The 24269-nt window shown below is 25.7% G+C and carries 33 protein-coding genes, 7 tRNA genes and 4 pseudogenes; 26 read left to right on the forward strand and 18 right to left on the reverse strand.

Annotated features, from left to right (window positions below; all coding sequences use genetic code 4):
* Positions 1-160 precede the first annotated feature (160 nt).
* Entirely contained in the window at positions 161-3136 is a 2976-nt protein-coding gene (locus SDAV_RS01645; RefSeq protein ID WP_114564291.1) for an Mbov_0399 family ICE element protein, read from the reverse strand.
* A gap of 240 nt (positions 3137-3376) precedes the next feature.
* Between SDAV_RS01645 and SDAV_RS01650 the strand changes: the two genes are divergently transcribed.
* The 3 genes and pseudogenes from SDAV_RS01650 to SDAV_RS11720 form a co-directional block, all read left to right on the forward strand.
* Positions 3377-3811, forward strand: coding sequence for a hypothetical protein (locus SDAV_RS01650; RefSeq protein ID WP_222611564.1), 435 nt, complete (start codon positions 3377-3379; stop codon positions 3809-3811).
* A 141-nt stretch (positions 3812-3952) separates the two neighbouring features.
* Positions 3953-4420: pseudogene (locus SDAV_RS01655) on the forward strand (spiroplasma phage ORF1-like family protein); the annotation flags it as partial.
* Positions 4412-4708, forward strand: a pseudogene (locus SDAV_RS11720) (DDE-type integrase/transposase/recombinase); the annotation flags it as partial. The pseudogenes SDAV_RS01655 and SDAV_RS11720, both read left to right, overlap by 9 nt.
* Positions 4709-5127: 419 nt before the next feature.
* On the opposite strand, the gene SDAV_RS01660 reads toward SDAV_RS11720, so the two are convergent.
* Positions 5128-5646, reverse strand: coding sequence for a tRNA (cytidine(34)-2'-O)-methyltransferase (locus tag SDAV_RS01660; RefSeq protein WP_114564292.1), 519 nt, complete (start codon positions 5644-5646; stop codon positions 5128-5130).
* 59 nt (positions 5647-5705) lie between these two features.
* Positions 5706-6182 carry a non-canonical purine NTP pyrophosphatase gene (locus SDAV_RS01665; protein ID WP_245938451.1) on the reverse strand — a complete coding sequence of 159 codons (477 nt, stop codon included), beginning with the start codon at positions 6180-6182 and terminating at the stop codon, positions 5706-5708.
* Between the two features lie 140 nt (positions 6183-6322).
* Between SDAV_RS01665 and SDAV_RS01670 the strand changes: the two genes are divergently transcribed.
* A complete protein-coding gene (locus SDAV_RS01670) occupies positions 6323-7111 on the forward strand; it encodes a phosphotransferase (protein ID WP_114564293.1) in 789 nt (262 codons plus the stop codon).
* Here SDAV_RS01670 and SDAV_RS01675 read toward each other — a convergent pair.
* The 9 genes from SDAV_RS01675 to SDAV_RS01715 all read right to left on the reverse strand — a co-directional run bounded on the left by SDAV_RS01675 (position 7108) and on the right by SDAV_RS01715 (position 9555).
* Complete coding sequence (locus tag SDAV_RS01675; RefSeq protein WP_245938452.1) at positions 7108-7695, reverse strand: DxFTY motif-containing membrane protein; 588 nt, start codon at positions 7693-7695, stop codon at positions 7108-7110. The two genes, SDAV_RS01670 and SDAV_RS01675, sit on opposite strands and share 4 nt — an antisense overlap.
* Positions 7696-7764: 69 nt before the next feature.
* Positions 7765-7838: transfer RNA gene (locus SDAV_RS01680), tRNA-Gly, on the reverse strand.
* 83 nt (positions 7839-7921) lie between these two features.
* A tRNA-Leu gene (locus SDAV_RS01685) sits at positions 7922-8008 on the reverse strand.
* A 16-nt stretch (positions 8009-8024) separates the two neighbouring features.
* Positions 8025-8100 (reverse strand) — tRNA-Lys (locus tag SDAV_RS01690).
* Positions 8101-8104: 4 nt separating this feature from the next.
* Positions 8105-8179 (reverse strand) — tRNA-Gln (locus SDAV_RS01695).
* A gap of 15 nt (positions 8180-8194) precedes the next feature.
* Positions 8195-8278 (reverse strand) — tRNA-Tyr (locus SDAV_RS01700).
* A 6-nt stretch (positions 8279-8284) separates the two neighbouring features.
* A tRNA-Thr gene (locus tag SDAV_RS01705) sits at positions 8285-8360 on the reverse strand.
* Between the two features lie 12 nt (positions 8361-8372).
* Positions 8373-8448: transfer RNA gene (locus SDAV_RS01710), tRNA-Val, on the reverse strand.
* 165 nt (positions 8449-8613) lie between these two features.
* Positions 8614-9555 carry a hypothetical protein gene (locus SDAV_RS01715; protein ID WP_114564294.1) on the reverse strand — a complete coding sequence of 314 codons (942 nt, stop codon included), beginning with the start codon at positions 9553-9555 and terminating at the stop codon, positions 8614-8616.
* Positions 9556-10134: 579 nt separating this feature from the next.
* On the opposite strand from SDAV_RS01715, the gene SDAV_RS01720 reads away from it, so the two are divergent.
* The 14 genes and pseudogenes from SDAV_RS01720 to SDAV_RS01780 all read left to right on the forward strand — a co-directional run bounded on the left by SDAV_RS01720 (position 10135) and on the right by SDAV_RS01780 (position 16488).
* Positions 10135-10314, forward strand: a complete 180-nt coding sequence (locus tag SDAV_RS01720) for a hypothetical protein (RefSeq protein ID WP_114564295.1) — start codon at positions 10135-10137, stop codon at positions 10312-10314.
* The gene (locus tag SDAV_RS12830) at positions 10283-10429 is read left to right on the forward strand and encodes a hypothetical protein (RefSeq protein ID WP_245938453.1); all 147 of its coding nucleotides are present in this window, start codon (positions 10283-10285) and stop codon (positions 10427-10429) included. The genes SDAV_RS01720 and SDAV_RS12830 overlap by 32 nt, the downstream gene beginning before the upstream one ends.
* An 855-nt stretch (positions 10430-11284) precedes the next feature.
* Complete coding sequence (locus tag SDAV_RS01735; protein WP_114564296.1) at positions 11285-11599, forward strand: hypothetical protein; 315 nt, start codon at positions 11285-11287, stop codon at positions 11597-11599.
* Between the two features lie 114 nt (positions 11600-11713).
* Positions 11714-12007 (forward strand): hypothetical protein, encoded by a 294-nt coding sequence (locus tag SDAV_RS01740; protein WP_245938454.1) that lies wholly within the window; start codon positions 11714-11716, stop codon positions 12005-12007.
* Positions 11991-12440 (forward strand): DUF3627 domain-containing protein, encoded by a 450-nt coding sequence (locus SDAV_RS01745; protein WP_114564297.1) that lies wholly within the window; start codon positions 11991-11993, stop codon positions 12438-12440. The genes SDAV_RS01740 and SDAV_RS01745 overlap by 17 nt, the downstream gene beginning before the upstream one ends.
* 152 nt (positions 12441-12592) lie before the next feature.
* Complete coding sequence (locus tag SDAV_RS01755; RefSeq protein WP_105298526.1) at positions 12593-12796, forward strand: DUF2649 domain-containing protein; 204 nt, start codon at positions 12593-12595, stop codon at positions 12794-12796.
* A pseudogene (locus tag SDAV_RS14260) lies at positions 12796-13811 on the forward strand (hypothetical protein). Before SDAV_RS01755 ends, SDAV_RS14260 begins: the two are co-directional and overlap by 1 nt.
* On the forward strand, positions 13804-14205 hold the full coding sequence (locus tag SDAV_RS01765) for a hypothetical protein (protein WP_222611566.1): 402 nt from the start codon (positions 13804-13806) through the stop codon (positions 14203-14205). The pseudogene SDAV_RS14260 and the gene SDAV_RS01765 overlap by 8 nt, the downstream one beginning before the upstream one ends.
* On the forward strand, positions 14198-14434 hold the full coding sequence (locus SDAV_RS01770; protein WP_053390637.1) for a hypothetical protein: 237 nt from the start codon (positions 14198-14200) through the stop codon (positions 14432-14434). The genes SDAV_RS01765 and SDAV_RS01770 overlap by 8 nt, the downstream gene beginning before the upstream one ends.
* A gap of 11 nt (positions 14435-14445) precedes the next feature.
* Positions 14446-14655 carry a hypothetical protein gene (locus tag SDAV_RS11725; RefSeq protein ID WP_186823492.1) on the forward strand — a complete coding sequence of 70 codons (210 nt, stop codon included), beginning with the start codon at positions 14446-14448 and terminating at the stop codon, positions 14653-14655.
* Positions 14655-14888 carry a hypothetical protein gene (locus SDAV_RS12530; RefSeq protein ID WP_222611568.1) on the forward strand — a complete coding sequence of 78 codons (234 nt, stop codon included), beginning with the start codon at positions 14655-14657 and terminating at the stop codon, positions 14886-14888. Before SDAV_RS11725 ends, SDAV_RS12530 begins: the two co-directional genes overlap by 1 nt.
* Positions 14885-15166: a spiroplasma phage ORF1-like family protein gene (locus SDAV_RS12535; RefSeq protein WP_408641552.1), complete on the forward strand. Its 282-nt coding sequence runs from the start codon at positions 14885-14887 to the stop codon at positions 15164-15166. The genes SDAV_RS12530 and SDAV_RS12535 overlap by 4 nt, the downstream gene beginning before the upstream one ends.
* Positions 15126-15398 carry a hypothetical protein gene (locus SDAV_RS12540; RefSeq protein WP_222611571.1) on the forward strand — a complete coding sequence of 91 codons (273 nt, stop codon included), beginning with the start codon at positions 15126-15128 and terminating at the stop codon, positions 15396-15398. The genes SDAV_RS12535 and SDAV_RS12540 overlap by 41 nt, the downstream gene beginning before the upstream one ends.
* A 132-nt stretch (positions 15399-15530) precedes the next feature.
* Positions 15531-16488: pseudogene (locus tag SDAV_RS01780) on the forward strand (IS30 family transposase).
* Positions 16489-16691: 203 nt separating this feature from the next.
* Here SDAV_RS01780 and SDAV_RS13875 read toward each other — a convergent pair.
* The 4 genes from SDAV_RS13875 to SDAV_RS11730 all read right to left on the reverse strand — a co-directional run bounded on the left by SDAV_RS13875 (position 16692) and on the right by SDAV_RS11730 (position 18344).
* On the reverse strand, positions 16692-16820 hold the full coding sequence (locus tag SDAV_RS13875; RefSeq protein ID WP_281268824.1) for a hypothetical protein: 129 nt from the start codon (positions 16818-16820) through the stop codon (positions 16692-16694).
* 168 nt (positions 16821-16988) lie between these two features.
* The gene (locus SDAV_RS01785; protein WP_114564298.1) at positions 16989-17339 is read right to left on the reverse strand and encodes a hypothetical protein; all 351 of its coding nucleotides are present in this window, start codon (positions 17337-17339) and stop codon (positions 16989-16991) included.
* Between the two features lie 587 nt (positions 17340-17926).
* Positions 17927-18208, reverse strand: a complete 282-nt coding sequence (locus SDAV_RS01790; protein ID WP_114564299.1) for a hypothetical protein — start codon at positions 18206-18208, stop codon at positions 17927-17929.
* Positions 18195-18344, reverse strand: a complete 150-nt coding sequence (locus SDAV_RS11730; protein ID WP_186823434.1) for a hypothetical protein — start codon at positions 18342-18344, stop codon at positions 18195-18197. Before SDAV_RS11730 ends, SDAV_RS01790 begins: the two co-directional genes overlap by 14 nt.
* Before the next feature lie 165 nt (positions 18345-18509).
* Here SDAV_RS11730 and SDAV_RS01795 point away from each other — a divergent pair, with 165 nt between their 5' ends.
* Positions 18510-19472 (forward strand): GMP reductase, encoded by a 963-nt coding sequence (locus SDAV_RS01795; protein WP_114564300.1) that lies wholly within the window; start codon positions 18510-18512, stop codon positions 19470-19472.
* Between the two features lie 29 nt (positions 19473-19501).
* Here SDAV_RS01795 and rpsU read toward each other — a convergent pair whose 3' ends face one another.
* Together rpsU and SDAV_RS12850 are read right to left on the reverse strand one after the other, a co-directional pair.
* The gene (gene rpsU, locus SDAV_RS01800; RefSeq protein ID WP_004028656.1) at positions 19502-19666 is read right to left on the reverse strand and encodes a 30S ribosomal protein S21; all 165 of its coding nucleotides are present in this window, start codon (positions 19664-19666) and stop codon (positions 19502-19504) included.
* A gap of 226 nt (positions 19667-19892) precedes the next feature.
* Positions 19893-20081 (reverse strand): hypothetical protein, encoded by a 189-nt coding sequence (locus tag SDAV_RS12850; protein WP_245938458.1) that lies wholly within the window; start codon positions 20079-20081, stop codon positions 19893-19895.
* A gap of 874 nt (positions 20082-20955) precedes the next feature.
* Here SDAV_RS12850 and SDAV_RS01810 point away from each other — a divergent pair.
* From SDAV_RS01810 to SDAV_RS01835, 7 genes are all read left to right on the forward strand, one after another.
* Positions 20956-21219 carry a pentapeptide repeat-containing protein gene (locus SDAV_RS01810; RefSeq protein ID WP_114564301.1) on the forward strand — a complete coding sequence of 88 codons (264 nt, stop codon included), beginning with the start codon at positions 20956-20958 and terminating at the stop codon, positions 21217-21219.
* A gap of 133 nt (positions 21220-21352) precedes the next feature.
* A complete protein-coding gene (locus tag SDAV_RS01815) occupies positions 21353-21637 on the forward strand; it encodes a hypothetical protein (protein WP_114564302.1) in 285 nt (94 codons plus the stop codon).
* Entirely contained in the window at positions 21592-21759 is a 168-nt protein-coding gene (locus tag SDAV_RS11735) for a hypothetical protein (protein ID WP_186823435.1), read from the forward strand. The genes SDAV_RS01815 and SDAV_RS11735 overlap by 46 nt, the downstream gene beginning before the upstream one ends.
* Before the next feature lie 5 nt (positions 21760-21764).
* Positions 21765-22082, forward strand: coding sequence for a hypothetical protein (locus SDAV_RS01820; protein ID WP_114564303.1), 318 nt, complete (start codon positions 21765-21767; stop codon positions 22080-22082).
* A complete protein-coding gene (locus SDAV_RS01825; RefSeq protein ID WP_114564304.1) occupies positions 22063-22338 on the forward strand; it encodes a hypothetical protein in 276 nt (91 codons plus the stop codon). Before SDAV_RS01820 ends, SDAV_RS01825 begins: the two co-directional genes overlap by 20 nt.
* 135 nt (positions 22339-22473) lie before the next feature.
* Positions 22474-22932 (forward strand): hypothetical protein, encoded by a 459-nt coding sequence (locus SDAV_RS01830; protein WP_114564305.1) that lies wholly within the window; start codon positions 22474-22476, stop codon positions 22930-22932.
* A gap of 17 nt (positions 22933-22949) precedes the next feature.
* Positions 22950-23999 (forward strand): hypothetical protein, encoded by a 1050-nt coding sequence (locus SDAV_RS01835; protein ID WP_114564306.1) that lies wholly within the window; start codon positions 22950-22952, stop codon positions 23997-23999.
* Positions 24000-24269: the final 270 nt, after the last annotated feature.

The raw sequence follows: 24269 nt of genomic DNA on the forward strand, positions 1-24269 counted from the left end.
AATATTAAAACATTATATAAATGGCGTAAATATAATGTCGGTTTACGAAAAAGAAAAATACTATATTAATAATACATAAAAAAAGCACGATAATGCTTTTATCAAATTAATTCCAAATTTAAATTAAATTAACAATTATTTTTCTGTTATCCCAATACTTCTAGCGGATTCTTTTTTTAAATCGAAAGTAAAATCATACTCCACCAATTATTATTCCAATAATTGGAATAATAATAACTGGTAATAATCATCGCAAGTATCTTTTATCAGAACCATTATTTGAATTATCTTCCGGAATAATTGGTTTATTAGGATCAATTGGATCAATTGGTCCTGGAGGAATATCTGGAGGAACAATTGCATTAACATCATTTTCAAGACTAAATGATGTCATTCCGGTTGTTAAATCACTAGCATTATTGGCATATAAAAAAATAGTTATTTTCTTTGTTTGTGTTGTATTATCTAAAAAGTCTTTAAAAATAATATCATCAAAATATCCAGGAACATTATTATGGTTATCATCCTCGGGTGGGATGTTATTAATTGAAATGCCATAATCTTGATTAAAAACTAATTGCGAATATTTTGGATATAAACCTTTATTAATATTACCAACAATTCATTGTTTTAATTTTTCAACAGTATAACCTTCAAAATTATATTTCCCATTTTTAAACTTAATTTTTGATAAATCAACTACTTTTTCGGGGTCATAATTTTTTAAATTTTTAATGCTTCCCTTTGCTTCCCCAATTAGTAATGATGATAGCGGTTTTGCTTTAATTTTAATATCAAGATATTTTGGACTTGTTGTGTTATCTAGCAATGGTTGTAAAGCATCTGGGTTACTACTAATATCAAGCCCATCTTTCGTAACAACCGCATAGTCATTGCCTAAAACAGCACCGCTTACTTTTTGATTAATATAATTTTGAGCATAAGCTAAAACTAAGGCACGGATTTTAGTTGTGTCAATTTCATTCATTTTAATTGCTGGGAAATTTCCTGAAATATCATAATAATTTGCTGGATTTGGATCGGGAGGAACTTTTTGGGCAATAATATCACTAGCATATTCTTTTCAGTAACTAGCTACTTGTTCATAGTTTAAAGCTAACATTTGTTCAGTATTTAATTTTTTAATATCAACTAAATAATTTTTTAAATGCATTCCATGCAGAGTTGATCAAAATTCAACCGCTTGATTATTGTTAATAATATCTAGAAAGCGGGGATATTTATTTTGATATTCTGCGCCAATAATCGCATACTTTTGGGCAGTTGTTCCATCTGCCATTGTTACAGTATAATATCAAATTCCAGTATCTGATCAATAGTTACCTGTTTGGTCAGATTGAATTTGTTGGTTTTTTTGACGATTGGTAGGACTCGCAACCCCTAATAAATTGTTAGCATTAACAGCACGGCGATAAACTGAATTAATATTGGCATCATTAAAAACTTGGTTCACTCCCATCCCGGAAATTGAACCTTCTGCAATAAAACCTAAGTCATAATCTTGTGGATTTTTCTTTGGGTCAATTACTTCTCCATTTTTATTTAAAGGGTCAAGTGGCGTTGGCACTTCTGACTTATGTTTAACTCACAAAATTTGTGTTTTAGTTCCAGTGTTTGGATTAATTTCCGAGTCATATTTTGGATTGGGTTTACCATCTGGTAAGGTCTTTTTCACCAGTTCGGCTTGATCAGGATTATTATTTGGATCTCAAGCATATCATTTTAATTGTAGATTAGGAACAAGGGTTTCAATAACAATTTCAACGGTATATTGTTCTTGATAAGTTCTATCCTTATAGTAAATATCAATTAAATAATTATTTTGGTTATTTTTACCATTAATGCGGGTGTCTTCTAACGTTGCACTAAATTTATTATCTAGTACTGAAACTGGTTGACCATTAATTTCAACATATTCCGGATTAATTGTCCCATCATCAGCTTGCTTTAAAGCATCAAATTCCATTCCCACTGAAGTATGATAACGATATTTTCCACCATAACTTTCAGCAATATTTGGCGGTGCTAATGTTTCAGGTTCATCAGTAACCATCCCCTTTGTTGAATCATTTTTATCGACAATTTTTCCTGGAATAATATGTAATCGTTTTGAAATTTCATTTGCTCAATAGCCACTACTTAAGCTAATATTAATCGGAGTTAAAAATTCTCATACTTTTTGTTGGGCAGTTTCTGGGTCACAAAATTTAATTAAAGTTGTTGCTTTTCGGGTTTGATCAGAAAAGGCCGGTGGTAGAATAAAATTTTCTCAACTACTATATTCATTACCTAGTTGTTTTCTTATGATTTCATTTAATTTTGTTGGTAAATCATTACCCTGACCCGCTGGATCTTTAATATTACGAGCATCTGTTAAACTACCAGAATAATCCGATGTAAAATCTAATGTCTTACTTAAGGCAGCATTTAATTTATTTTTTAATTTATTAGCATCATGACTAGAATTAAAGGTTAATGATTTAATGTTTACCCCTGCTCCAACACTTGTTGGTTTGTCATTTCCTCCAGCAACAACGACAATATAAACATAAAAATAAAACATATTTCCACTAACTTGATAATCTCAAGCAATTCCTTCATGAGTATTGGTATCATCGTCAAAACTTTTACTATAAACTGCTAAAAAATCATTTCAATCAGTACTCCAACCCCTATCTGCTCCACGTGCATTAACTTGCCCAATAAAAGGACTATAGTTATCTGGGTAAGCACTACTTTTATTTTGGATCTTTTTGGTTATCGTATTATTATAATCACTATGATGAAAAAAACTTAAACTAAAGTCAATGTTAATTGAATTATAATAATTAAAAAATTCATTGTTATTGTTGGCATATTGTGAAATATCAACCGCATATTCATATCGTTTAACAGCTGATTGTTGTTGGCGAACTTGGTAATTGTAAAAACCATTATTAAAAGTTTTTGTAAAAGTTGGATAAATTGGGGCAACAGATTGTGTTCGCATTAGGTTTATATTATTAATTGCATAATTATCTTGTTGTAACTTGTTACTTTGGCTTTGAAAATAATAATATGTCATTGAATTTGGAAATAATGTACTTGCCAGCAAGAATAAAACAATTGCTCTCATTTTTCCTTTCCAAAATTTAAATTAAAGAACATAAATGTTCTTTAATTTAAATTTTTATAACTAATCATCATTTACCAAGTAATATTTAAACATGGTCATATATATCTTAGATGTTATCATATTTTTAAGTTTAATTTCATGTGAAATTAAATTTTTATTTTAATTGCATATAAAAATAATGATTTTAATGAATTATTATTAAAGTCAACAATTCCTAATAATATTATAATCAATATAGTTATGATATTCGCAAAAATAGCTGGTGGTGTTTTTTCTTTGTTTTATAATTTAAAAAAAGGAATTCATGGAGAAGAATTAAAAAATAAAGCACCAAAAAATTTGAAAACATTTTTTCGTTGACTTAAAAAAGATGAAAGATGGTTAAAAACAAAAAGAAAAATTAAAGAAATTAAAAAACAACACCCAAGATATGAAGTTGAAGAAATAGGTTTATTACAGATGGATGCTAAATATTTTGTACCAAGTAAATTTACAGTTGATAAAAAGTATTATGTTTTTTATGATAAATTAAGTACTGATAATGCTATTGATGCTGTTAAAAAAGCAATTATTGATTTTAAAAATATATTATACCACAGAAATTTTAAATATTACAAGAAAATAATAAAAATAATAAAAATATTTATTTATAATTATAAAAATATCATAAAATAAATAAATAAAAAATATAAAATTAAACAAACTAAAAATTAGTTTAAATACAAAAACTTAATAATTTAAAATTATTTAATTAAACTATTGAACTCTTTCAAAATTATAAAAATAATAATAATTATTTAATTTATTCTGTAAACTGGTAGTGTTTTTAATTATGATTTTTCGGTTGCTAATAATTATGATATTAAGTTAAATTCGGGTTATGTTTTTGGCGGTGATTTACAAAATAAATATGGTTTGCAATATAAAAAAATTGAAGAACAAAAAATCGGTTATAATGTTTTTAAATTGCAAGCACAAAAAGAGAATGATATGTACCGATATTATGATTTTAATTTTGGGATTTATAACTGACAAAAAATAAATAGCGGTGGTTTGTTCCCCGATAAGCAATGATTTCAAGTGCAATATATAACTCCTAAAGGTTGATGAGATTTTGAAACTCATATTAAAAATGCGGTGATTTGAATTGTCAATACTATTCCTGGTGTTAAACAAGTTAATGAATTAGCGAGTGGTGTTGGTAAGGTTTTTGAAACAGTATATAGTTTTTTTAGTCAAATATTTGAGGTATGAAAATTTAATCCAGCATTGTATAGTACAGTTGGAAAAAACCATCAATCTAGTTGTTTAGTTTTAGTAGAACAATCAAGTAAAAAATATTTTGCAATAAAATTAGAAAATCATACTGCTAGGGAAGTTGAGAAAAAGATTAAAGATATTGTTATAAATAATAATTTAATTGGAAAAATAAAAGGAATAATAACAGATAGAGGTAAAGAATTTAGTGAATGACAAGAAATGGAAATATTTGCTGAAACACAAGTATATTTTTGTGATGTTGGTAAACCTCGTCAAAAACCTTTAATTGAAAATATAAATGATGAGTTTAGAAAATGATTTCCTCTCAAAAACAAACTGATTGAGTAGTTAATAATGTATATTAAATTATAAAATATGTCATTAAAATAATAAAATATGTATTTATTAATTAAAATTAATAAATTATTTTTTAGTGTGTTTAAATATAGATAAAATAAAAGAAAAATTAAAATATTTTTAATTTTTTTAAATTTATGGTTGATTTTTGTAATTTTTATTATATTATCTAATTAATAAAGATTTGTTGCACTTCATTTTACATAATTCATCATAAATAATTTCATAAGTTCCTTCTACTTGCCCAACCAATATTACTTGATTCATTCTTTATCATCCTTTCTAAAAACAATCAATATAACTCAATACTAAAAAAATTATAAAAAACTTTTTTTCAAAAGTAAGAAAAAAATTCACAAAAAGCATTGTTATTTTTATTTTAAAAAATTAGCCCCTTTTTGAATTTCAACTTTTGATAAACCAGGATAATCTCATTGCCGCATAATTTCATAACCAACAATCCCAACTGTATTAGCAACATTTAAACTACGGACTTTTTCTGACATTGGAATACGAAAAGTTCGTGATAAATGTTCTTTCAAAATTGTTTTTGGAATACCAGTTGATTCACGCCCAAATAAAATAAAAACTTTTTCTTCCTTTGTAAAATCAATTGCACTATGTGGTTGTTGTGAATAACGAGTTGCACAATATAATTTAAGATTTGGATTTAATTGTGAAAAATGATTTCAATCATTATATGTTTCATAATCAGCAAACTCAACATAATTTGCACTACTACGAGCAATAAATCGTTCATCAAAAATAAATCCAAATGGTTCAATTAAATGTAACTTAGCATTAATTGCAACACAAGTTCGCATAATGGCTCCAACATTTTGTGCAATTTCGGGTTCAAATAAAATAATGTTAATTTTTTTTGTTGTCTTCATCTTTTCCTCCTAGTCATCATTTTTTAAACATTTTAAAAGCCTTTGAACGATGCGAATACTTAATTTTTCTCTTCTACAGTTAATTTAGCATAAGTTTGACCAATTTCTGTTAAGAAAAAAATTGCATCATAACCAAAAACATTATTACCAACTGGTTTTTCAGTAATAAGACCTTTTGTTATTCCTCGAAAATACCTTGTTTCGTTTGTACTTGGATTAATATAACATAAAACACAAACTGCTTGTGCATCACGTTCTTCTAGTGAACGACATTTTTCAATTAATAAATTATTAATAATATTATTATCTGTAATTGGTTTTGCTCAACGGCGAGTATTAACACCAGGAAAATTTCCTAAACCAATAATTTCTAATCCAGAATCATCCGCTAATACTGGCTTATTTAACATTTTGCTTAAATAATCAGCTTTTAAAAATGCATTTTCTTCAAAGGTTGTTCCTGTTTCAGGAATTTCAGGCACAGGCACTATTAAATCTAACAATGATTTAACAATTATATTAATACCTTCAAACATTTCTTTAAATTCTCGTACTTTGTTCTTATTACTAATAGCAATTTAAATTTTATTCATTTTTTATTTCCCCGCTTTTCTTAACTATATATATTGTATAATAAAATTAATAATATATAACAGACAGAATGGAAGTCAGAAATATGATGAAATACCAAATTAAAGCAAAATTAAATTTAGGTATTACTAACCAAAATTATCAAAGTATTGATAATCTTTTTATCCGTTATAGTAATCCTTTTACTAATTTATTCATTGATCATCAAAATGAAATTTTTGTTTTAGAACAAATTAAAAATGCCGATTTAACATTACCAATTGTAGATTATAACTATGATGGTGATCATTTCTTTTTGGTTACACCATACTACCCAACTTTACAATCACTTAGTACGGTTAAACTTACAAACCAAGTCTTAAACCAAGTTGCTACAATAATTAAACAATTATGAGAAACTAAAATTAATCCAAATAATCAAATTAAAACATTTAATCCTAAGCAATTTTTAATTACATTAAAAACAGCAATTTGTAAACAATTGGTAAATTTAGCTCCATATGAAGAGAAACTTGATTATTTAAAATTGCAACCAACAGAACTTGTTTTATGCCATAATGACTTAAATCATGGTAATTTAGTTTTTTTAAACCAAAAGCTTTATTTAATTGATTTTGAATATGCTATGCTAAATGATAAATTTTTTGATATTGCTTCATTTGCTTCTGAAACATTAACAACAAAAGCTGAGCGAACTTATTGATTTAATCTTTTTAATTTAACATCACAACAACAAGAAAAAGTAGTAGCATGAATGTATTACCAAAACATTCTATGAATTTACTGAGCTAATTACATGTATGAACAGACAAAACAAAAAATTTTCTTAACAATTATTGATTTAAAATTAACTAATTTACAAAAAAATAATTAAGGTTCTTTCTTTGTTACCGATGAAGCAACTGGTGAATTATTGTTTTCTTTTTTATTAATAACTGGTGACTCTGATTGTTTCTTACTTTTTTTTATTTGAAAATATCCACGAAGATTACGCATTCATACGGTCATAAATGTACCAACAAAAATAGCAATTAAGAGGAAAAGAAATGATAATAAGCAACGATATAAAATCTTATCTCATCCTCATCAATATCCAGTTAAATAAATTCCATATAACATTCAAGATAATGCAATAGTATAGGTAAACTGGTCAGCTTGATGAAAATGAAAATAAAACCCTAAACAAGTTAATAAAAAAACACTAAAAACCATTGTTAAACCAAAACCAATTCCAATGCCAACATCATAATGGTAGGCAAAACTTAAGTCAGGCGAAGTTAAAAAAAACAATAATAAAAATGGTCCTACAGCTTCAATGATTAAAAATAGAAGACTTTTTCAAAATGCTGTGCGTGAAGCATGAAATTCTAAATCATGTTGCATTTCTGGTGGTAAATGTTCTCAATTACTAGTAGACTTTTTTTTATTATCATTTTTAATGACTTTCAGAACAATCACTAACTCCTCTTTTGCCTCTTATCTTTTTATTTTAACATAAAAAAATTGTTAAACTAACAATTAATATCATGGAGCAGGTGAAGGGAATCGAACCCTCACAGTCAGCTTGGAAGGCTGAAGTTCTACCATTAAACTACACCTGCATTTTAATTTTAAATTTTATCCTAAACTACACTAATATATACCACTTTCTTAACATAATGTCAATTTTTTTAAATAAAATAAATGGTACCCGAGACCGGACTTGAACCGGTACAGTTGTAAAACCGACGGATTTTAAGTCCGTTGCGTCTACCTATTCCGCCACTCGGGCATATATTTTTTATAAATGGTCTCCTGTAAAGGACTTGAACCTTTGACCCACTGGTTAAAAGCCAGTTGCTCTACCGACTGAGCTAACAGGAGACAATGGCTGGGCTAGCTGGATTTGAACCAGCGCATGAAGGAGTCAAAGTCCTTTGCCTTACCGCTTGGCTATAGCCCAAAATATAAATAAAGATGGTGGAGGGGGAGGGATTCGAACCCCCGAACCCGAAGGAGCTGAGTTACAGTCAGATGTGTTTGGCCACTTCACTACCCCTCCAAAGAATGGTGCTGGCTAGAAGAATCGAACTCCCAACCTACTGATTACAAGTCAGTTGCTCTACCTATTGAGCTAAGCCAGCAGGAATCATTAATGGTCGGGTGTAACGGACTTGAACCGCTGACCACCTGCTTGTAAGGCAGGCGCTCTCCCAACTGAGCTAACACCCGATGAAACAATATAAGTATTGTGTTGAAACCTTTTTAATTTTATATAAAACAATAATTTTTGTCAATTAAAATATTATTAATTTTATTTTTTTAAGAAGATTATATTATCTAAAATCAATAATAAAAATGGATTTTAATATTATAAAATCCATTTTAAAAATCTTATTAATAACGACGTTGCATATTGTCAAATGCTTTATATTGTGGAATGTTAATCATATAACCATCTTCACGACGTCATAATCCTTTAATTACTTTTGTAATTAGATAAATCATAAAGATTGTTCCAATTAATGTTGCAGTAAAATTTAAAATATTAGCGGAAATTGCTAGTCCATTTTGTCCTTTTTGGAAGATACGACCAAATGCTTCAATTAGTTTTAATAACGCCGTAATAATTTGGATCACTAACATTATTGTTACTAAAATAGTATAAACAGTTGAAACGAAACGTAATCATTTTCCATAAGAAGTTTCAGCCATCATATTAGCAACAACTTTATTACTATAAAAGCCAGGGACAAAAATTAAACTTAAAACACTAACAACAGCTAAAACTCCCATCATAATGGCAAAATTTTGTTTTGAGTCTCCAACTCAAGTTTTATCTGTTGCCTTGTTATAAAAAATCATAATTGCAACAATACTAGCAAGAGCTGATACTAATCAAGCAGTCCCTAAATAACGGACAATAACAACGCGAGCATTTTTTGTTGCTTTAACATCAGTATTTGGTAATCATGTTAATGCAAATGGTGCAAAAAAACCACCAATTGATAACGATAATACCGCTAAACTTCATTTGTTTGCACATAATTCGGCATCAGTACTGCTAATTGCATAACGAATCAATCCAATATTACAAATTATTGTTGTGAAAAATGAAAAAATCACCACTAGTAAAAGTACAACTTTAACACTTGTTAAATCAGCATATGAATTCATTAATCAAGTATTTGCAGCATTAATATCACCAGGAAAAGTCCCATTGTTATATCGGTCTAAGTAATAAAAGTAAACCCCTACTGCTATTGCCATTCCCGCAATACCCACAATACTTGATAACACAATTCAAAATCTAGTAAAACCAAAATTTCTTGTCATCATTTGTATAATCACTATTCCTTTCTACAATTACACAATTAATTATATGCTGGTTTTAATATGATTACAAGATATTTTTTTATTCTTTTTGTGGAAACCACATACATTTAAGACCATTTCTATCGTTAGATTAAGTATACCGCTTTTTTATTAATTTTCAAATAAATTAAATCTAAAAAATGACAAAGTACATTCAAATGCATTAATAGTATACAATTTATTTCAGCCAGGACGTTCGTCTCTAATATTCGTTTTTTCGTAATTAAGACATTTATATAATTTATCATATAGGTAACCATATTTTTTGTAATGAATTATGTAAAATGAAGTGCAACAAATCAACTTTGAAAGGAGTTGATTTTTTAATGGAAAGAAAACATTATTTTATTTTGCGGTCCCTAGTAACTAAATATGGAAAAGATATTGTTATTAATACTGTAAATAAAATAGTAATTAATAATGTAAAAGAAAATGAATAAATTATCCGCGTAATTTATTAGCGGTAATTTATTCAATATTGTTTATTTTGAGCGTAGCGAACACGCGAAGCGTGCCGCAATATTTTTAGAGAGGAGATGTAATATGCCAACTTGATTAACGACAATATTTAGTGTTGTTATTATATTAGGGATTTTTGCTTGAATTGGTTTATCAATTTATCAAAAAATTAAACAAATTCGAGGAAAGAAAAAAGAAAAAAAGAAATTGAAAGAAAGTAGTATAAAAAATAATGTTAGGTATGTATTTAACAACAGCGTTTAATTTTTTAACAGCACCTACACCTAAAACTATGACTGAGGGTATGACTGGGATTTGAACTGGTTTGACTAGTGCATTATGAAAAGTTAAAGAAGGTATAACAAATATTTTACCTTAGATAATGGTTTTCTTAGGTGAAGCGTGAATTATATTAATTCCATTTGCTATATTTTGTATTATTAAAATCTTAAACTTTTTCCGTGTCATGGTTAAAGGATTTTAATATTTATTATAATCGATCATATATCTTAGCTAAGGCACACTAGCTTTTATGTGAGTTGAATAAATAATTTTGTTGTTTATTTTTGCACTATACACTGTCTACAAATTTATTTTTAAATAAATTTAATTATTTTGATTATTATTGATAATTTTAACAAGATGAAAAAAACTTGTAGGCAGTATATAGTGTAAAAATATCAATTTAATTATATTTAAGGTATTATTATGGTTTTCTCTCTGTATAAAAAAATTTATAAATTTGTTAATTTATAAAAAATTCAAATAATAAATTTAAAAGTTATTATTAAAATTATTATTAGTGAAATAATTGTTTTAATTGGTGATACCATTCATGATAATCAAAAAATAGATGGTATCACATTTGTAAAAAATGAATTTATTAAATAGAAAAATGAATTTATTATTTCTTCGATATTTTATTTCTTCTTTCTATTTAAAATAATTTATACAGAGAGAAAACCATAATAATATCAACTTAATTATAAACTTATGATTTTATATTTTAATAACTATTGTTAAAAATTAAATAGTATTTTTCAGTGTGCCAATTTTTATTATTTTTATATTTAACAATGTTTATTAACAGTGTTTATTAAACATTAAATAAACAATATATTAGCATTATTTATAACATTTTTAATAATCAGTGTTTATTGCAATAAATAAACATTATATAAACATTATTTATAACATTTTTTATTAAACAAATATTTAGTTAGGAGATTATATTATGGATATGAAATTTAAAACAACTAAGGAATATAAAAAAATAAAGAGAGATTTTATTAAAGATATTTTTTTATTAAGTTTAATTGTTTTTTTGGGTATATTGTTCACTTTTGTTTTTTTAAGTTCTTTTATTTATTTTTCAATATTGAGTTGAAATGATAAAGATTTTCCATTCTCTGTATTTTTAATTATTATGTCTGTATATGCTTTTATAGTTATTATTTTTGTGATTATTATGTATATAAAATATATTTTTGAAATTAAGGTAGAATTTGATGTTGAAAAAGAAAAATTAAATCAATATTGACAAATTTAAGGAGTTGATAAAATTGAGTAATTTTATTAAAAACAAATATTTAGTTAGGAGATTATATTATGGATATGAAATTTAAAACAACTGAGGAATAAATTAAAAAAAGAATTTATTATTATGAATTTTGTTTTTGTTTCTATTTATTTTGCTATATTAATTATTTCTGGTCTTTGTATTGTTTTTATAATTTGGTCTTTAAATGTAGGAGATATTATAGGTATTTCAGGCTGTTTAATTCTTTTTGTTGTACTTTTACCATTTGTAATTATGGAGCATATATCAGAAGTTAAGGAATTTAGAGTTGCAGTATTTAAGAAACAATTATTATCTTTAGAAATTATTAATAATGGAGTATTAGGAAAAGGCAAAATGTTAAGACCAGTAAGACGAGGAGATGATAAAATTGAGTAATTTTGTTAAGAAAAATCAGAATATAGAAAATTATTTTATTAGTAAGGAATTTATCCCTTTTACAACAGATAAAGCAAGTTTTATTAATTTACCCAATCATAATCGCCATATTGGTTTTTGGTTGAGTAATAAGTTTATTTATCCGAGTGAAAAACATTCGGATCAAGTAGCAATCGGTTTGATTTATGATAATTCTTATCCTATTATAAAGTATGATGAAAATTTAAAGCGAAATATTTGAAAATATTTAACTGGAACAACCTTCATCAATTTATATAATCAATATAAACAAAATTATTTTAATAAAATGAAAAAAGCATTATTTTCAAGTGAACCTCAAAAAATAAAAACAAATAATAATAATAATAATTTAATAAATTTAAGTTTTGAAAAAGAACAAGAATTAATTAATGATTTAGAAAGTTTAAATTAAATGAGTTTATATGATTATTGAGTTCAATTTGTTAGTTATATTATTGGTGCAAATGCCCCTGAGTTTTTATATGTTATATCGTTTGTGTTATTTATTGTTTTGTTTTTTGGAATGTTTTTTAAACTTATTCAAAAAATGTGGAGTTTTTAAAAATGCAAAATGATTGACAAGAATTCAAAGAGTTTTTTATTTATATCTTTTTGTTTATAGATAAGACGAATGTTGAAAGTATTACAATGTGGAATTTAACGCAAAATGAATATTTAACTTTGATGGTTGGTGTTTGAATTGTGATTTTGTTTTTAACTTGGTTTTTCTTGTGAATGGTTTTTAAAATAGTTGGGTATTTTAAATAATGAAAAAATTTATATTTTTCTTTAAAAACTATTGTTATATTAGTGGTTCAATGCTTTTGTTTAGTTTAATTGATTTATTACTTTGGATAATTTCTTTGTATTGTGTTGGTTTAGTATTTTGAATATTATTTGCTTTGCAATGTGTTTATTTTGTGTGATGATTGTGAAAAAATATTTTTTATCAGTTAAATGCTTTTCGGTTAGTGAATTTTGTTTGAGATAATCCGTTATCGGTAATTATTGGTAAGTTAGGAACTGGTAAAACATTACTTTTAACTTATTTGTCGCAAACTATGAAATTATTGACAGATGAAATTTATAGTAATTATCCGTTAGAAGATGATAAAGTTAAAGTTTTAACATTTAAAAATTTAGATTTTACAGATAGAACAAAAACCGGTTCCCCCAGATGATAGTGTTATTTTATTTGATGAAAGTTATTTGTATATTGATGGAACTAGTCCTCACGATGAGAAAAAAGTTCATAGTGGTAAAATACCGTGAATTGTTTTAGCGAGACATTTTGGACACCGTGCTTTATTTACTGCTCAGCGTGAGGGTATGATTTGAAATAATATTCGCCAGTTAGCAAGTGGAATTATTATTCCAATTTCATTGAAAAAAACCCGTTGCTAAGAAAGGATTTAATTTTTTTAATCGTTTCTTTATTATGCGAATTGGTATTTTTCAAGATATAACGGATTATGAAATTTGAAAAACAAAATCAGTAGAACGAACAGCAGAAGGTAAAAGAGCAAAACATAAGTCGGATGTTGGGTTAGAAATTCGGTTTTTTAAAATAATTATTCCGCTTGAATTTGCCAATAAGTACGATAGTCAATGGTTAAAGTTTGTGCGTGATTTTAAAAATGATAAAATTATTGATAAAAAAGAATATTATTGGTCAGAAATCACAAAATTAAGCGTTAAAGAACGATTGGAGTTATTTGATATTGATATTTTGAAAAAGAATTTAAAACCTAAAAAAGAGAAAGGAAATAGGAAAGATGATTAATTTATTAGTTGAAAATAATAATAGTAATTGAGACAAGATTTTTAGTTTTGTTTTTGATATATTTTTGTTTATTTTTGATGTAATTTGAAATACAAAATTACCGATGACAAATACATCGATTGCTTATTTTTTAGTCTTTTTTATGGTTATTAAGTTATCTATTTATGCAATTCACGGGACATCAACACAATATAATAATTTAGGTTCAACAGTTAATAATGGTGTTTCGCAAGTATATTCGTCAACTGTACGAAAAGGTATTAATGTTGGTAAAAATGTTTATCAAAATAGTAATAAGCAGCAAGTTAAAAAGAACTTAAACGACAAAGTATTAGATATCAAGCAAAAAATATTAGAAGTACTAAATTTAAAGGAGATAAAAAGTAATGATTAAATTAGTTTTATTGGTTGCGGCAATCGCGATATTTGGAACTGGTTTTATTACTGTTATTATTAATCAATTTACATCGGCAAAAAATATTATTATGGATTTATATAATTCTGATACTTGGTTGATTTGATTATTTGGTAGAATGGCAATTTTATTTAGCCATCCGTTAATGTTAACAATATCAAGTTTATATATTGTTGGGTTTATTGTTTCAAAAACATTGTATAGTTAGGAGTTGAGTTTATGAAAATTAAAATTTTAAAGTTTTTAAAAGAAAAATGATGAGAAATATTAGTATATATTTTAGTTGTTGGTTTTGGTTTTGCTTTATTTATTGGATCAATTTACGATAAATGAAATAAATTAATTAATGATTTTGGTATTTTATTCTGATATATGTTAGTTGCAAATTTTATAATTAATTTTAAAAAGAAGAAAGGTGTTAAAGAATAATGCGTAAGTCATTATCTTTATTTGTAATATTTATTTTAACTTTTTTGGGTTTGGTTATTCCATTTATTACTTTAACGGCGTTTAGACCCTTAAATGAGGATCATTATACGCTTAAACAAGAGAATAGTACTGATAAAGGTATTAATGAAACTGATTTTATTAATACAATGTTTTTACGTAGCAGTTTTTTGAAAATTGGTCGAAAACAAATTACTTTATTAATCCAACTTTAAAAACATCAAAAAAATTATCTTTTAATGATAAATGGTATTTGGATTTTTTACAAGATATTTATTCTACAGGGGTTGTTTATGATAAACATGGTGGAGCATTTTTAAATTATTATCAACAATGACATAGTTTAAAAAGTCGATATATGGTTGATAAATTTTATAATGTTAAAAAGGAGAATTTTTTGGATGATTTAACTGATTTTATTTATGCTTTTGCAGTAAAATATAAGATGTATGATGTATCTAAAAAAAATTGTGGAGAATGTTGACCGTTATAAAGATAATCGTTATCCAAGAGTTAGGTTAAACCAAGATAATTGAAAATTAATTCCTAGGGTTAATGATGTTTTAGTACCACCCAAAGTAATTGCTTCTACTGATAAAAATAAATATGTAAAAGAAGATGATAGGAAATATATTGTAATTTATCCATATCTAATCCAACAATGAAACATAATTAAAACAGATGCAAAAAATATTAATAATACCCGGTTGCTCCTATTGTGCTAAGTATTTTTTTCATATATATTGCTCCTTCTTATTGTTTTATATATAATTGATTTTATCATATATCAATTATATATAAATTATTCGTATTAAATATTAAAAATTTTATAAGTTAATGAAAGGTATATAAATGTTATATATAGTCATTTAAGTTTTATGGATAAAGTTAAATTAGAACAATTATTATTATCAAAAATTTTTTTAAAAAGAATGGTGAACTAAATATTTCTGCAATTGCTAAATGTTTGAATAGACATCGTAGTACTATTTTACGGGAAATTAAGAAGTTTAAAAATATTGATGAATATAGTGCTTATAAGTCAGATAAAATGTATTATGAGAAAAAAAGAATAATAAAAGATGTAAATTTACGGAAGAGAAGATTAATTTTATGAAAATTAGACTTAATAAATATCGTGATTCTCCGAGAGAATTTATTTATCGTTATTTTTTAAAATTTGGTGTTAAATTTCCCGTTTGTGTTAAAACATTGTATAAATGAATTCGTTTAGGTTTTTATGGTTTTTTAAAACAGAATTTGCGACATCGTGGTAAAAAATATAAAACAAAAGGAAAATCTGATAATCGTGATAAATTAACTGATTTTAGGTCAATTTGAGATATTGAAAATAAAGTTTCTAATGTTGGATGATTTGAAATGGATACTGTTGTTGGAAAAGAACATTTATCTAGTTGTTTAGTTTTAGTAGAACAATCAAGTAAAAAATATTTTGCAATAAAATTAGAAAATCATACTGCTAGGGAAGTTGAGAAAAAGTTTAAAGATATTGTTATAAATAATAATTTAATTGGAAAAATAAAAAAAATAATAACAGATAGAGGTAAAGAATTTAGTGAATGACGAGAAATGGAAATATTTGCTGAAACACAAGTATATTTTTGTGATGTTGGTAAACCTCGTCAAAAACCTTTAATTGAAAATATAAATGGTGAGTTTAGAAAATGATTTCCTCCTGGAACAGTTTTTAATAATGTTAGTCAAAAACAAATTGATTGAGTAGTTAATAATGTAATAAATGAAAAACTCCGACCGTGTTTAAATTGAATAAGTGCTAAAGAAATGTTTTTGTAGAATATATAAACAATAAATATTTAAAAATGTATATTAAATTATAAAATATGTCATTAAAATAATAAGATATGTATTTTATTAATTAAAATTAATAAATTATTTTTTAGTAAAATTAAATATGGATAAAATAAAAGAAAAATTAAAATATTTTTAATTTTTTTAAATTTATGGTTGATTTTTGTAATTTTTATTATATTATTTAATTAATAAAGATTTGTTGCACTTCATTTTACATAATTCATTTTTAAAAATATACCAGTAGTTCCTATTCTGGTTTGATCAATGCCAATTAATATTCGACTTCTTTTGTCATCAGTAGCTAATTTATTCATTTTACCCCTCATTTACATTTGTTGCTCTTTTTGTCATTTCTTTTGTAATTTTTATGTTTATCAAAAATATTGAATATTTTTTAAATCAAAAAAAATAACTTTACGTAGAAAAATTCTACTATAATATAATAATCTTGTAGACATAGTCTTTATTAAATTCCCCCTCCTTTATAACGCTGATAAATCTTTCAATAATTGTTCTAAATCAACTTCATCAGGTGGATCGGTTTTACTAATAGGGGTTTCTTGTTTCTTACTTTCTAGGACATTGTCCTGGTTTTTTTCTTGTTCTTTTTCTTTAATAATTTTTGCTTTTAAATTATTTCAATGTTCAAGTTTTTTATTTTTTTCTTCAATTGATTTATCAAAAATTTTAATTAAGTTATTTTCATAAGCTACTCAAATTTCATGATCATATAATTCTAAATTAATTAAATCATGAAATAACATATAGCCTTTATATTTTTTATTTGACTCTTTTTTTAAATTATCTTTTATAGATCTAGTTCAATAACTCAATTGCGGAATTATACCAATTAAAAATCAGTCTTCTTTAAATTTATCTTTAAAAACAAAACAAGAAGCTAATATAAATGAACGTTCAGGTGTATTAATTATATAACTAATTACTTCATTGCCACATTTGTTATACGGTTGAATTGATGTTTTATGTATTCGATAGTTTGAAATATTTTTCCTTTTATTATTTTGTTTATGCGGTTCATAAAAACTGCCATCTTCTTTTTTAGAAAATTCAGCACGAAAATCGAACCCGGGTTCGTATTTTTTTCTGTTATTAAATTAATAAATTTTTATGTGGAATATATGCTGCTCATCGCACAGCATATTGATGTATTTTTTTAATTTCTTTTAGTTTTTTTATTTTTTTTCATAGTTTCTTCATAATTTTTTTCCTAGCTTTTTATTTTATATTAAATAAATATTTTTTAAAATATACTATTCATCTTCTTCTGATCCAAACATTGCTTCTTCACAACAAGCACCACATAATTTACCACCACACCAACTAATACAATCACAAGGTTCTAAATCATGTTCTATTGCAGTTTCTTCTGACCAATTTTTTCATTTTCACTTTGGAATAATTATTCCTCCAAACTGTTATATTTATGTGGTTCATCTTCAACAATAGTATTTCCATCTCTTCAAGATTCATCTAACATATGTCCATGTATTCAAACTCTTCCACCATCAGGTAAATCACAACTATGATTAACTTCATAAAAATCACTTTTCTTTAGTCGATTATGACGATACATTTCTAATTTATCTCTGTCTGCTAACAAGATTCAATATTGTTTATCTTTTTCAGCAAGTGCTTCATCTAATAATTTTTTAATTTTATCTAATTTTTTAATTGTTTCCATTTTGGGCCTCTTTTAATTCTTCATAAACCATTTTTAATGTCTCATGTGCCATTTTGTTAGGTCATTTTTTGAAATCATCACCACAGATTTGTTTTACTTGTTCTATTTGTTTAACAATATTATTAATTTTTTCCATATATTAAATACTCGTTTGCTTAAAATACCTTTTTAACGATAAAAAACCACCTTAGTGTTCTTAAATGTATATGGTACCTTACATTTTTATTCTTTTTTAAAAAGAAAAATCGGGTTTCTACCCTTATTTTATGGTACATTTAATAAGTGAGGTGAAATTAAAAAAATGAAAGCATTTGATTATGAAGACATTCAATTAATTCCAGAATTATGTGTTGTTAATTCTCGAAAAGAATGTGATACAACCGTTAAATTAGGAAAACATACTTTTAATTTACCTGTCGTACCTTCAAATATGGCAACGGTAGTGAATGAAGAATTATGTGAAAAATTAGCAGAAAAAAATTATTTTTACATTATTCATCGTTTTAACGTAGATCAAGTTAAGTTTATTAAACATATGAAAAGTAAAAACTTGGTTACATCAATTTCAGTTGGTGTTAAACCAGATGATTTTGCACTAATTGAAAAATTAAAAAAAGAACAATTAGTACCTGACTATATCACAATAGATATTGCTCACGGTCATGCTTTTAGTGTAAAAAAAATGATTGAACATATTCGCAGCCATTTAGGTCATGAAACATTTATTATTGCAGGTAATGTTGGAACACCAAAAGCTGTTCGTGATTTAGAACAATGAGGCGCTGATGCAACAAAAGTTGGCATTGGACCCGGAAAAGTCTGTATTACTAAATTAAAGACTGGTTTTGGTAATGGTGGATGACAATTATCGGCTGTTAAATGATGTAGTAAAGGTAGTTCAAAACCAATTATTGCAGATGGTGGATTACGAGTTAACGGTGATATTGCGAAATCAATTCGAATGGGCGCAACAATATGCATGATTGGTAGTTTATTTGCTGCGCACCAAGAATCACCTGGAAAACAAGTTGAAAATAATGGTATTAAATATAAAGAATATTTTGGATCAGCAAGTGAATATAATAAAGGTGAAAAACGTTATGTTGAAGGTAAAAAAGAGTTAATTGAAATTCGTGGCAGCATTTTTGAAACATTACATGAAATGACAGAAGATTTACAATCATCAATTTCATATGCTGGTGGTAAAGATCTTTCGGCCATTAAAAAAGTTGATTATGTAATTTTAAAAGATAGTAATTTTTAAAAAAAATCCCATTTTAAATGGGATTTTTTTTAACGAAAACTACGTGATTGTTCTTGTTTATAACGTCTTTTTTCTTTTTTGCTCATTCAGTGTTCACGTTTTCGGGCTTCTTTTCTTTTAACTGAAGAAACCTTGTTAAATCGTTTTAAAGCTTTGTCTAGCGGTTCTCCTGCTTTGACAACAACAGTAGCCATAATATTTCAACTCCTAAAACTATATTAAATTAACAATATCATCTTATCACACTTTTTTAACAAAACAAACTTTTCTGATTTTATGTATGCATAAAATTAAAATATTTATTGGAATATAAATATTTTAATTAATTTCTTTAAATTTCCTACCATACCTTAAACTTAATACCATATTTTTATTCTTTTTTAACCTTTGTTAAAATTTCATAATTATTATTCCCGATTGTTAATTTTTCTTGGACAACTGTTTTAATTTTTCGCGATAAAAAAATCCTGCCATTGCTTTTTCATAATCTGTTATAACAACTTCTGAAAAAAGACCTTTTTCAAGGCAAAGTGCTTTTATTTTATATGATGTTCATATCTTTTTACATAAATTTGGAATTAATGTTATTAAATCTGAAACAGATAACATAACATTAAAATTATGATTAAGATATTGTTGAAAGATATTTTGACAATTAATCCAACCATAATTTAATTTAAAAAGGTCTTTTGTACTACGCTGGTAAATTATCGTTGTTTTACTTTTAACATCAACATAAAAATCGGTAGTAAGAAAAAGGTTGAGTTTTTATAAAAAATATAAATAAAGTAATTAAATATAAATTAAAGTAATCGCTTATAAGAGCGATTTTTTTAATTGCATTATTCATCAGATAGTATCTTTAAAATTAAAAATTAACCTATTTTCTCCATCAATTAGTTAATTTTTATAATTTCCTTTCTGTGATTTATTATATTTTTTCGGTTTAACAACTAATAATATCACTTTTAAATAAAAGATACTATCTAATGAATAATGCAATACTAAAACTTAATATTTTGATGCTTAAAGATGGATAACTCATCTATGGCACGAAGCCTTAAAGAAAGTGTGAAAGCGATTGGATTTACTACTCCTATTTATTTCTTTAATTCTCGGCGGGGTTAGTCGCCCGCGAAATGTCAGAGCGTGTGTTTTTGCTTGCTTCATAAAAAGAGTGCTGTTAAACCGAAAAAAAACAATATCGGACACTAAAAAACAAGAGGGAGGAGCTCCAAAAGGTTATTTTCTTTATATAAAGTTGTGTAGGGATGGATGAAGCGTAATTAATAACTGGGTAAACTGTTTTTTTGTTTATTTCCGTGGGGGGTAAACTCTATCAAAATATCCTATCCGCCCCCGCTCACCCCCGAAGTGAAGCGGGCGGCGAAGTAATTAAATACTAAAATAAATTATCTACTAAATATCAAAATATTAACCAATAAAGGAATACTATGTTTTTTTACAGAAAGAAAATTATAAAATGAAAACATTACAAGATTTAATTAAAGATTTAACAGATATTACTGTTGAAGAACAAAAAATAAATGAATATTTAGAATATGAAGCATTAGATTTACAAGGTGCTGATTTACATTGGGCTGATTTAAAAGGTGTTAATTTACAAGGTGCTGATTTACATTGGGCTGATTTAAAAGGTGTTAATTTATCTTGTGCTAATTTAAAAGGTATTAAAATTACAAAAGAACAATTAGAACAATTAACTGTTATTGAGGAGAATGAATAATGAAAAAGTTAAATAAAAAAATTATCAACAAAATAAATGAATTAATGCTTAGAAGTTATCCAGTTTCATTTGAAGATATTACTGATGAACATTGAGCATTAGGTAAAAATAATTAATGAAAGGATTATTTATAATGTCAGAATATAAAAGTAAATATATTAATAAAACTTGAGATGAAATAACAAAATCTTTTGATTGAGTTAATTGTCAACCTATTAATTGCCGTATTTCACATCATAAAAAACATTATGATTTGCAATGTTTAGAATGAGCCAAAATGTATTTAAATTTATTTAAAGACAAGTGAAATCTTATTGCTTCTTATATGGAACATTACAAAATTAACGATATTTTAGATTTAGCATCAGATGGATGAAAAATATTACAATTTGAGAAAAAAATAAATCAAGTAAATTAAAATATATTATTGCAATTGACCCTGCTGGAATTGGACAAACTGGTATTATTATTTATAATTTTTTGAAAAAGAAAATAATTAATAATATTACTTTTAATTCTAATATGAAGAAGAAGCAATAAATAATATGTATTTAATATTAAATGAGTTCAAAAATAAAATTTGTTCTTATTTAAGCAAAGTTATTGTAATAATTGAAGATTACCAACTTCATAAAGGTTTAAAAATAAAAAACCCATTATCTACTCCTAAATTTATTGGTGGTTTAAAAGTTTTATGTAAATATTTATTTAATTTAAATTATGTTTTACAATCGCCAGTTGTTAAGAAAAATTATATTTATAAAGAAAATATTAAAATGACAGAGCATGAATTAGATGCTTGAAAACATTTACAATATTTTTTATTAAAAGGAGTTGATAAAAATGGCACAAACAAAAAGTAATTTATCTAAAAAATCAATAACTAATAAACCTAAAATAAAAAATAAAAAAGTTAATAAGTTAGAATTAACTGTTAAATTACATGAAAATCCTATTAAAACTAAAATTAAAGCACTTGTTGCTGGTGGTATTGAAGTTGATGCTTGTTCGGCTAAATGTCAGTGAGACGGATTAAATTATTCAACATTATCAATATATAACCCATCTGTTTTAACTGAATTTTTGAAATTAAAAAAAAGAAGATTAGATAAAAATTAAAGACTCAGTATTTAATCAGTTAAATATAAAAACTAAACGCTATTTTTTATCTTTTCGAGTAGATAGTTTTGAAATTATACAAAAAGCGATTAGAAAAAGAACAAATACAAATATTAAAAAATAGGAGGAAAAACAATGGCATTAAAAAATGTAAAATATATTCTTATCAATGAAGAAAATGAACCAATTAAAAATGAAGATGGTAGTTTAGACATTAAAACTGCTGAAATTATTTTAGAAAATACTGCTGAAGTTGAAGAATTTAATGCAAGTAATTTAGAAAATAGTAATCAACAAATCAACGAATTACAAACAAAAAATACTGAATTAACTTCTCAAATTGAACAACAAACTATTCAATTAAAACAAATTGAAGTAATTGACTTTATTAATTTTTTAACTGATAATGAAGAATTTAAAAATGTTTTATTAAAATCTTATGATATTAACGATAATATTGAAGTTATCAAAACACAATTGCAAAGTGTTTATGATGAATTAATTAAGGTACAAAAAGTTAATACTGGTGGAGTACCAAAAACAGAAGAACAACAAAACAATATTTTAGATACAGACAATGTATTTAATAAATAGAAAGAAGGAATAAAATTATGGCACAAAATCCACAAAGAATTTTCGTTGATATTGCTAATCAAGCAACAAAACGAGATTGAGAAGCATTTGAAGAATGATATTTACAAAGATATCAACAAAAATTTAGTTGAGAAGCTTTATTTGCGTGAAAAGAAGCAAATAAATTTGGTTTAACATATAAAAGAAAGAAAAATATTAAATATAAACAAGGCCTAGGAAAAGGTGGTCAAGTATTTAATACCAATGATAACTTATTAAAATACTCAACTGTTGAGTTTGAAGATGGAATTGTTGAATTAGATACAATTTTAACTTTTGCTCGTAAATTAGACCCAGTAGAAAGTGATTTTAATCCTAATCTTTGATCCGCTGATATTGAACAAGCAATGGATACTGAAATTGCTTATAAACGAAATAAAATTTTAGAAATTATTAATAATGGAGAAGTTACAACTATTCAAGGAAATAAAGCTGATGATACAAATGCTTTACAAATCCACGATGAAATTATGGATAAAATATATGAAAATGGTTTTACTCCATCAGAAACAGTTGTACTAGGTTCAGCAGATTTTATCCGTGGAATTCGTAATAAATTACAGTTGCAAATTGGAGCAAATGACCAAATTAATAGTGTAATTGAAACAAGCGGAGCAATGAAAACTGTTGAAGGAACAACATATTATATGGTTCCTAAAAAATTACCCATTATTAATGAAGATGGTTCAGAAGGAACAATTACTTTATTACCAAATGGTGTTAATGCAATTGCCTTTAAATTTAGTAAAAAATATGATCCACTAATTTTACGCAAAAAAGACCACACCCCATTAAGGGTTGGTGCAGCAGCATTAGGTACTGGAATGGGTAATACTTTAATTATGGAAAGAGTTTTATATTTAGGTGGTGCAGTAGTTGAACCAAAAGGAATTATTAAACACACCTATGTAATACCTTTATCAACAGTTATTACAACACCTAATTTAGGTAAAATTACAATGGCTGGTGATACACCAACAACAGCAACAGAATTAGAAACTGCTATTAAGACAAAAAAAAAATACTAATTATCAAAATGGAGATGCAACATTCTCTAATATTACATCTACTGGCGCATTAGCAACTGGAAATCCAAATAAATATAGTGGCACAGTCCTTCTAATTTATTCAAAGTAAGTAGCGCCATAGATATCCACGGTAAAATTAAAAATGTTGATAGTTTAACAAATGATGAAATAATTAAAGGAATTGTCGTACCACAAAAAGTATCAAGTGAAGATTTAAGACCGCTTTTAAATGATAAAGTTTTAAAAGAAGTTAAAGCGGTTGATGCAAGT

This window comes from Spiroplasma phoeniceum P40, assembly GCF_003339775.1.
Classification (GTDB): Bacteria; Bacillota_I; Bacilli_A; order Mycoplasmatales; family Mycoplasmataceae; genus Spiroplasma; species Spiroplasma phoeniceum.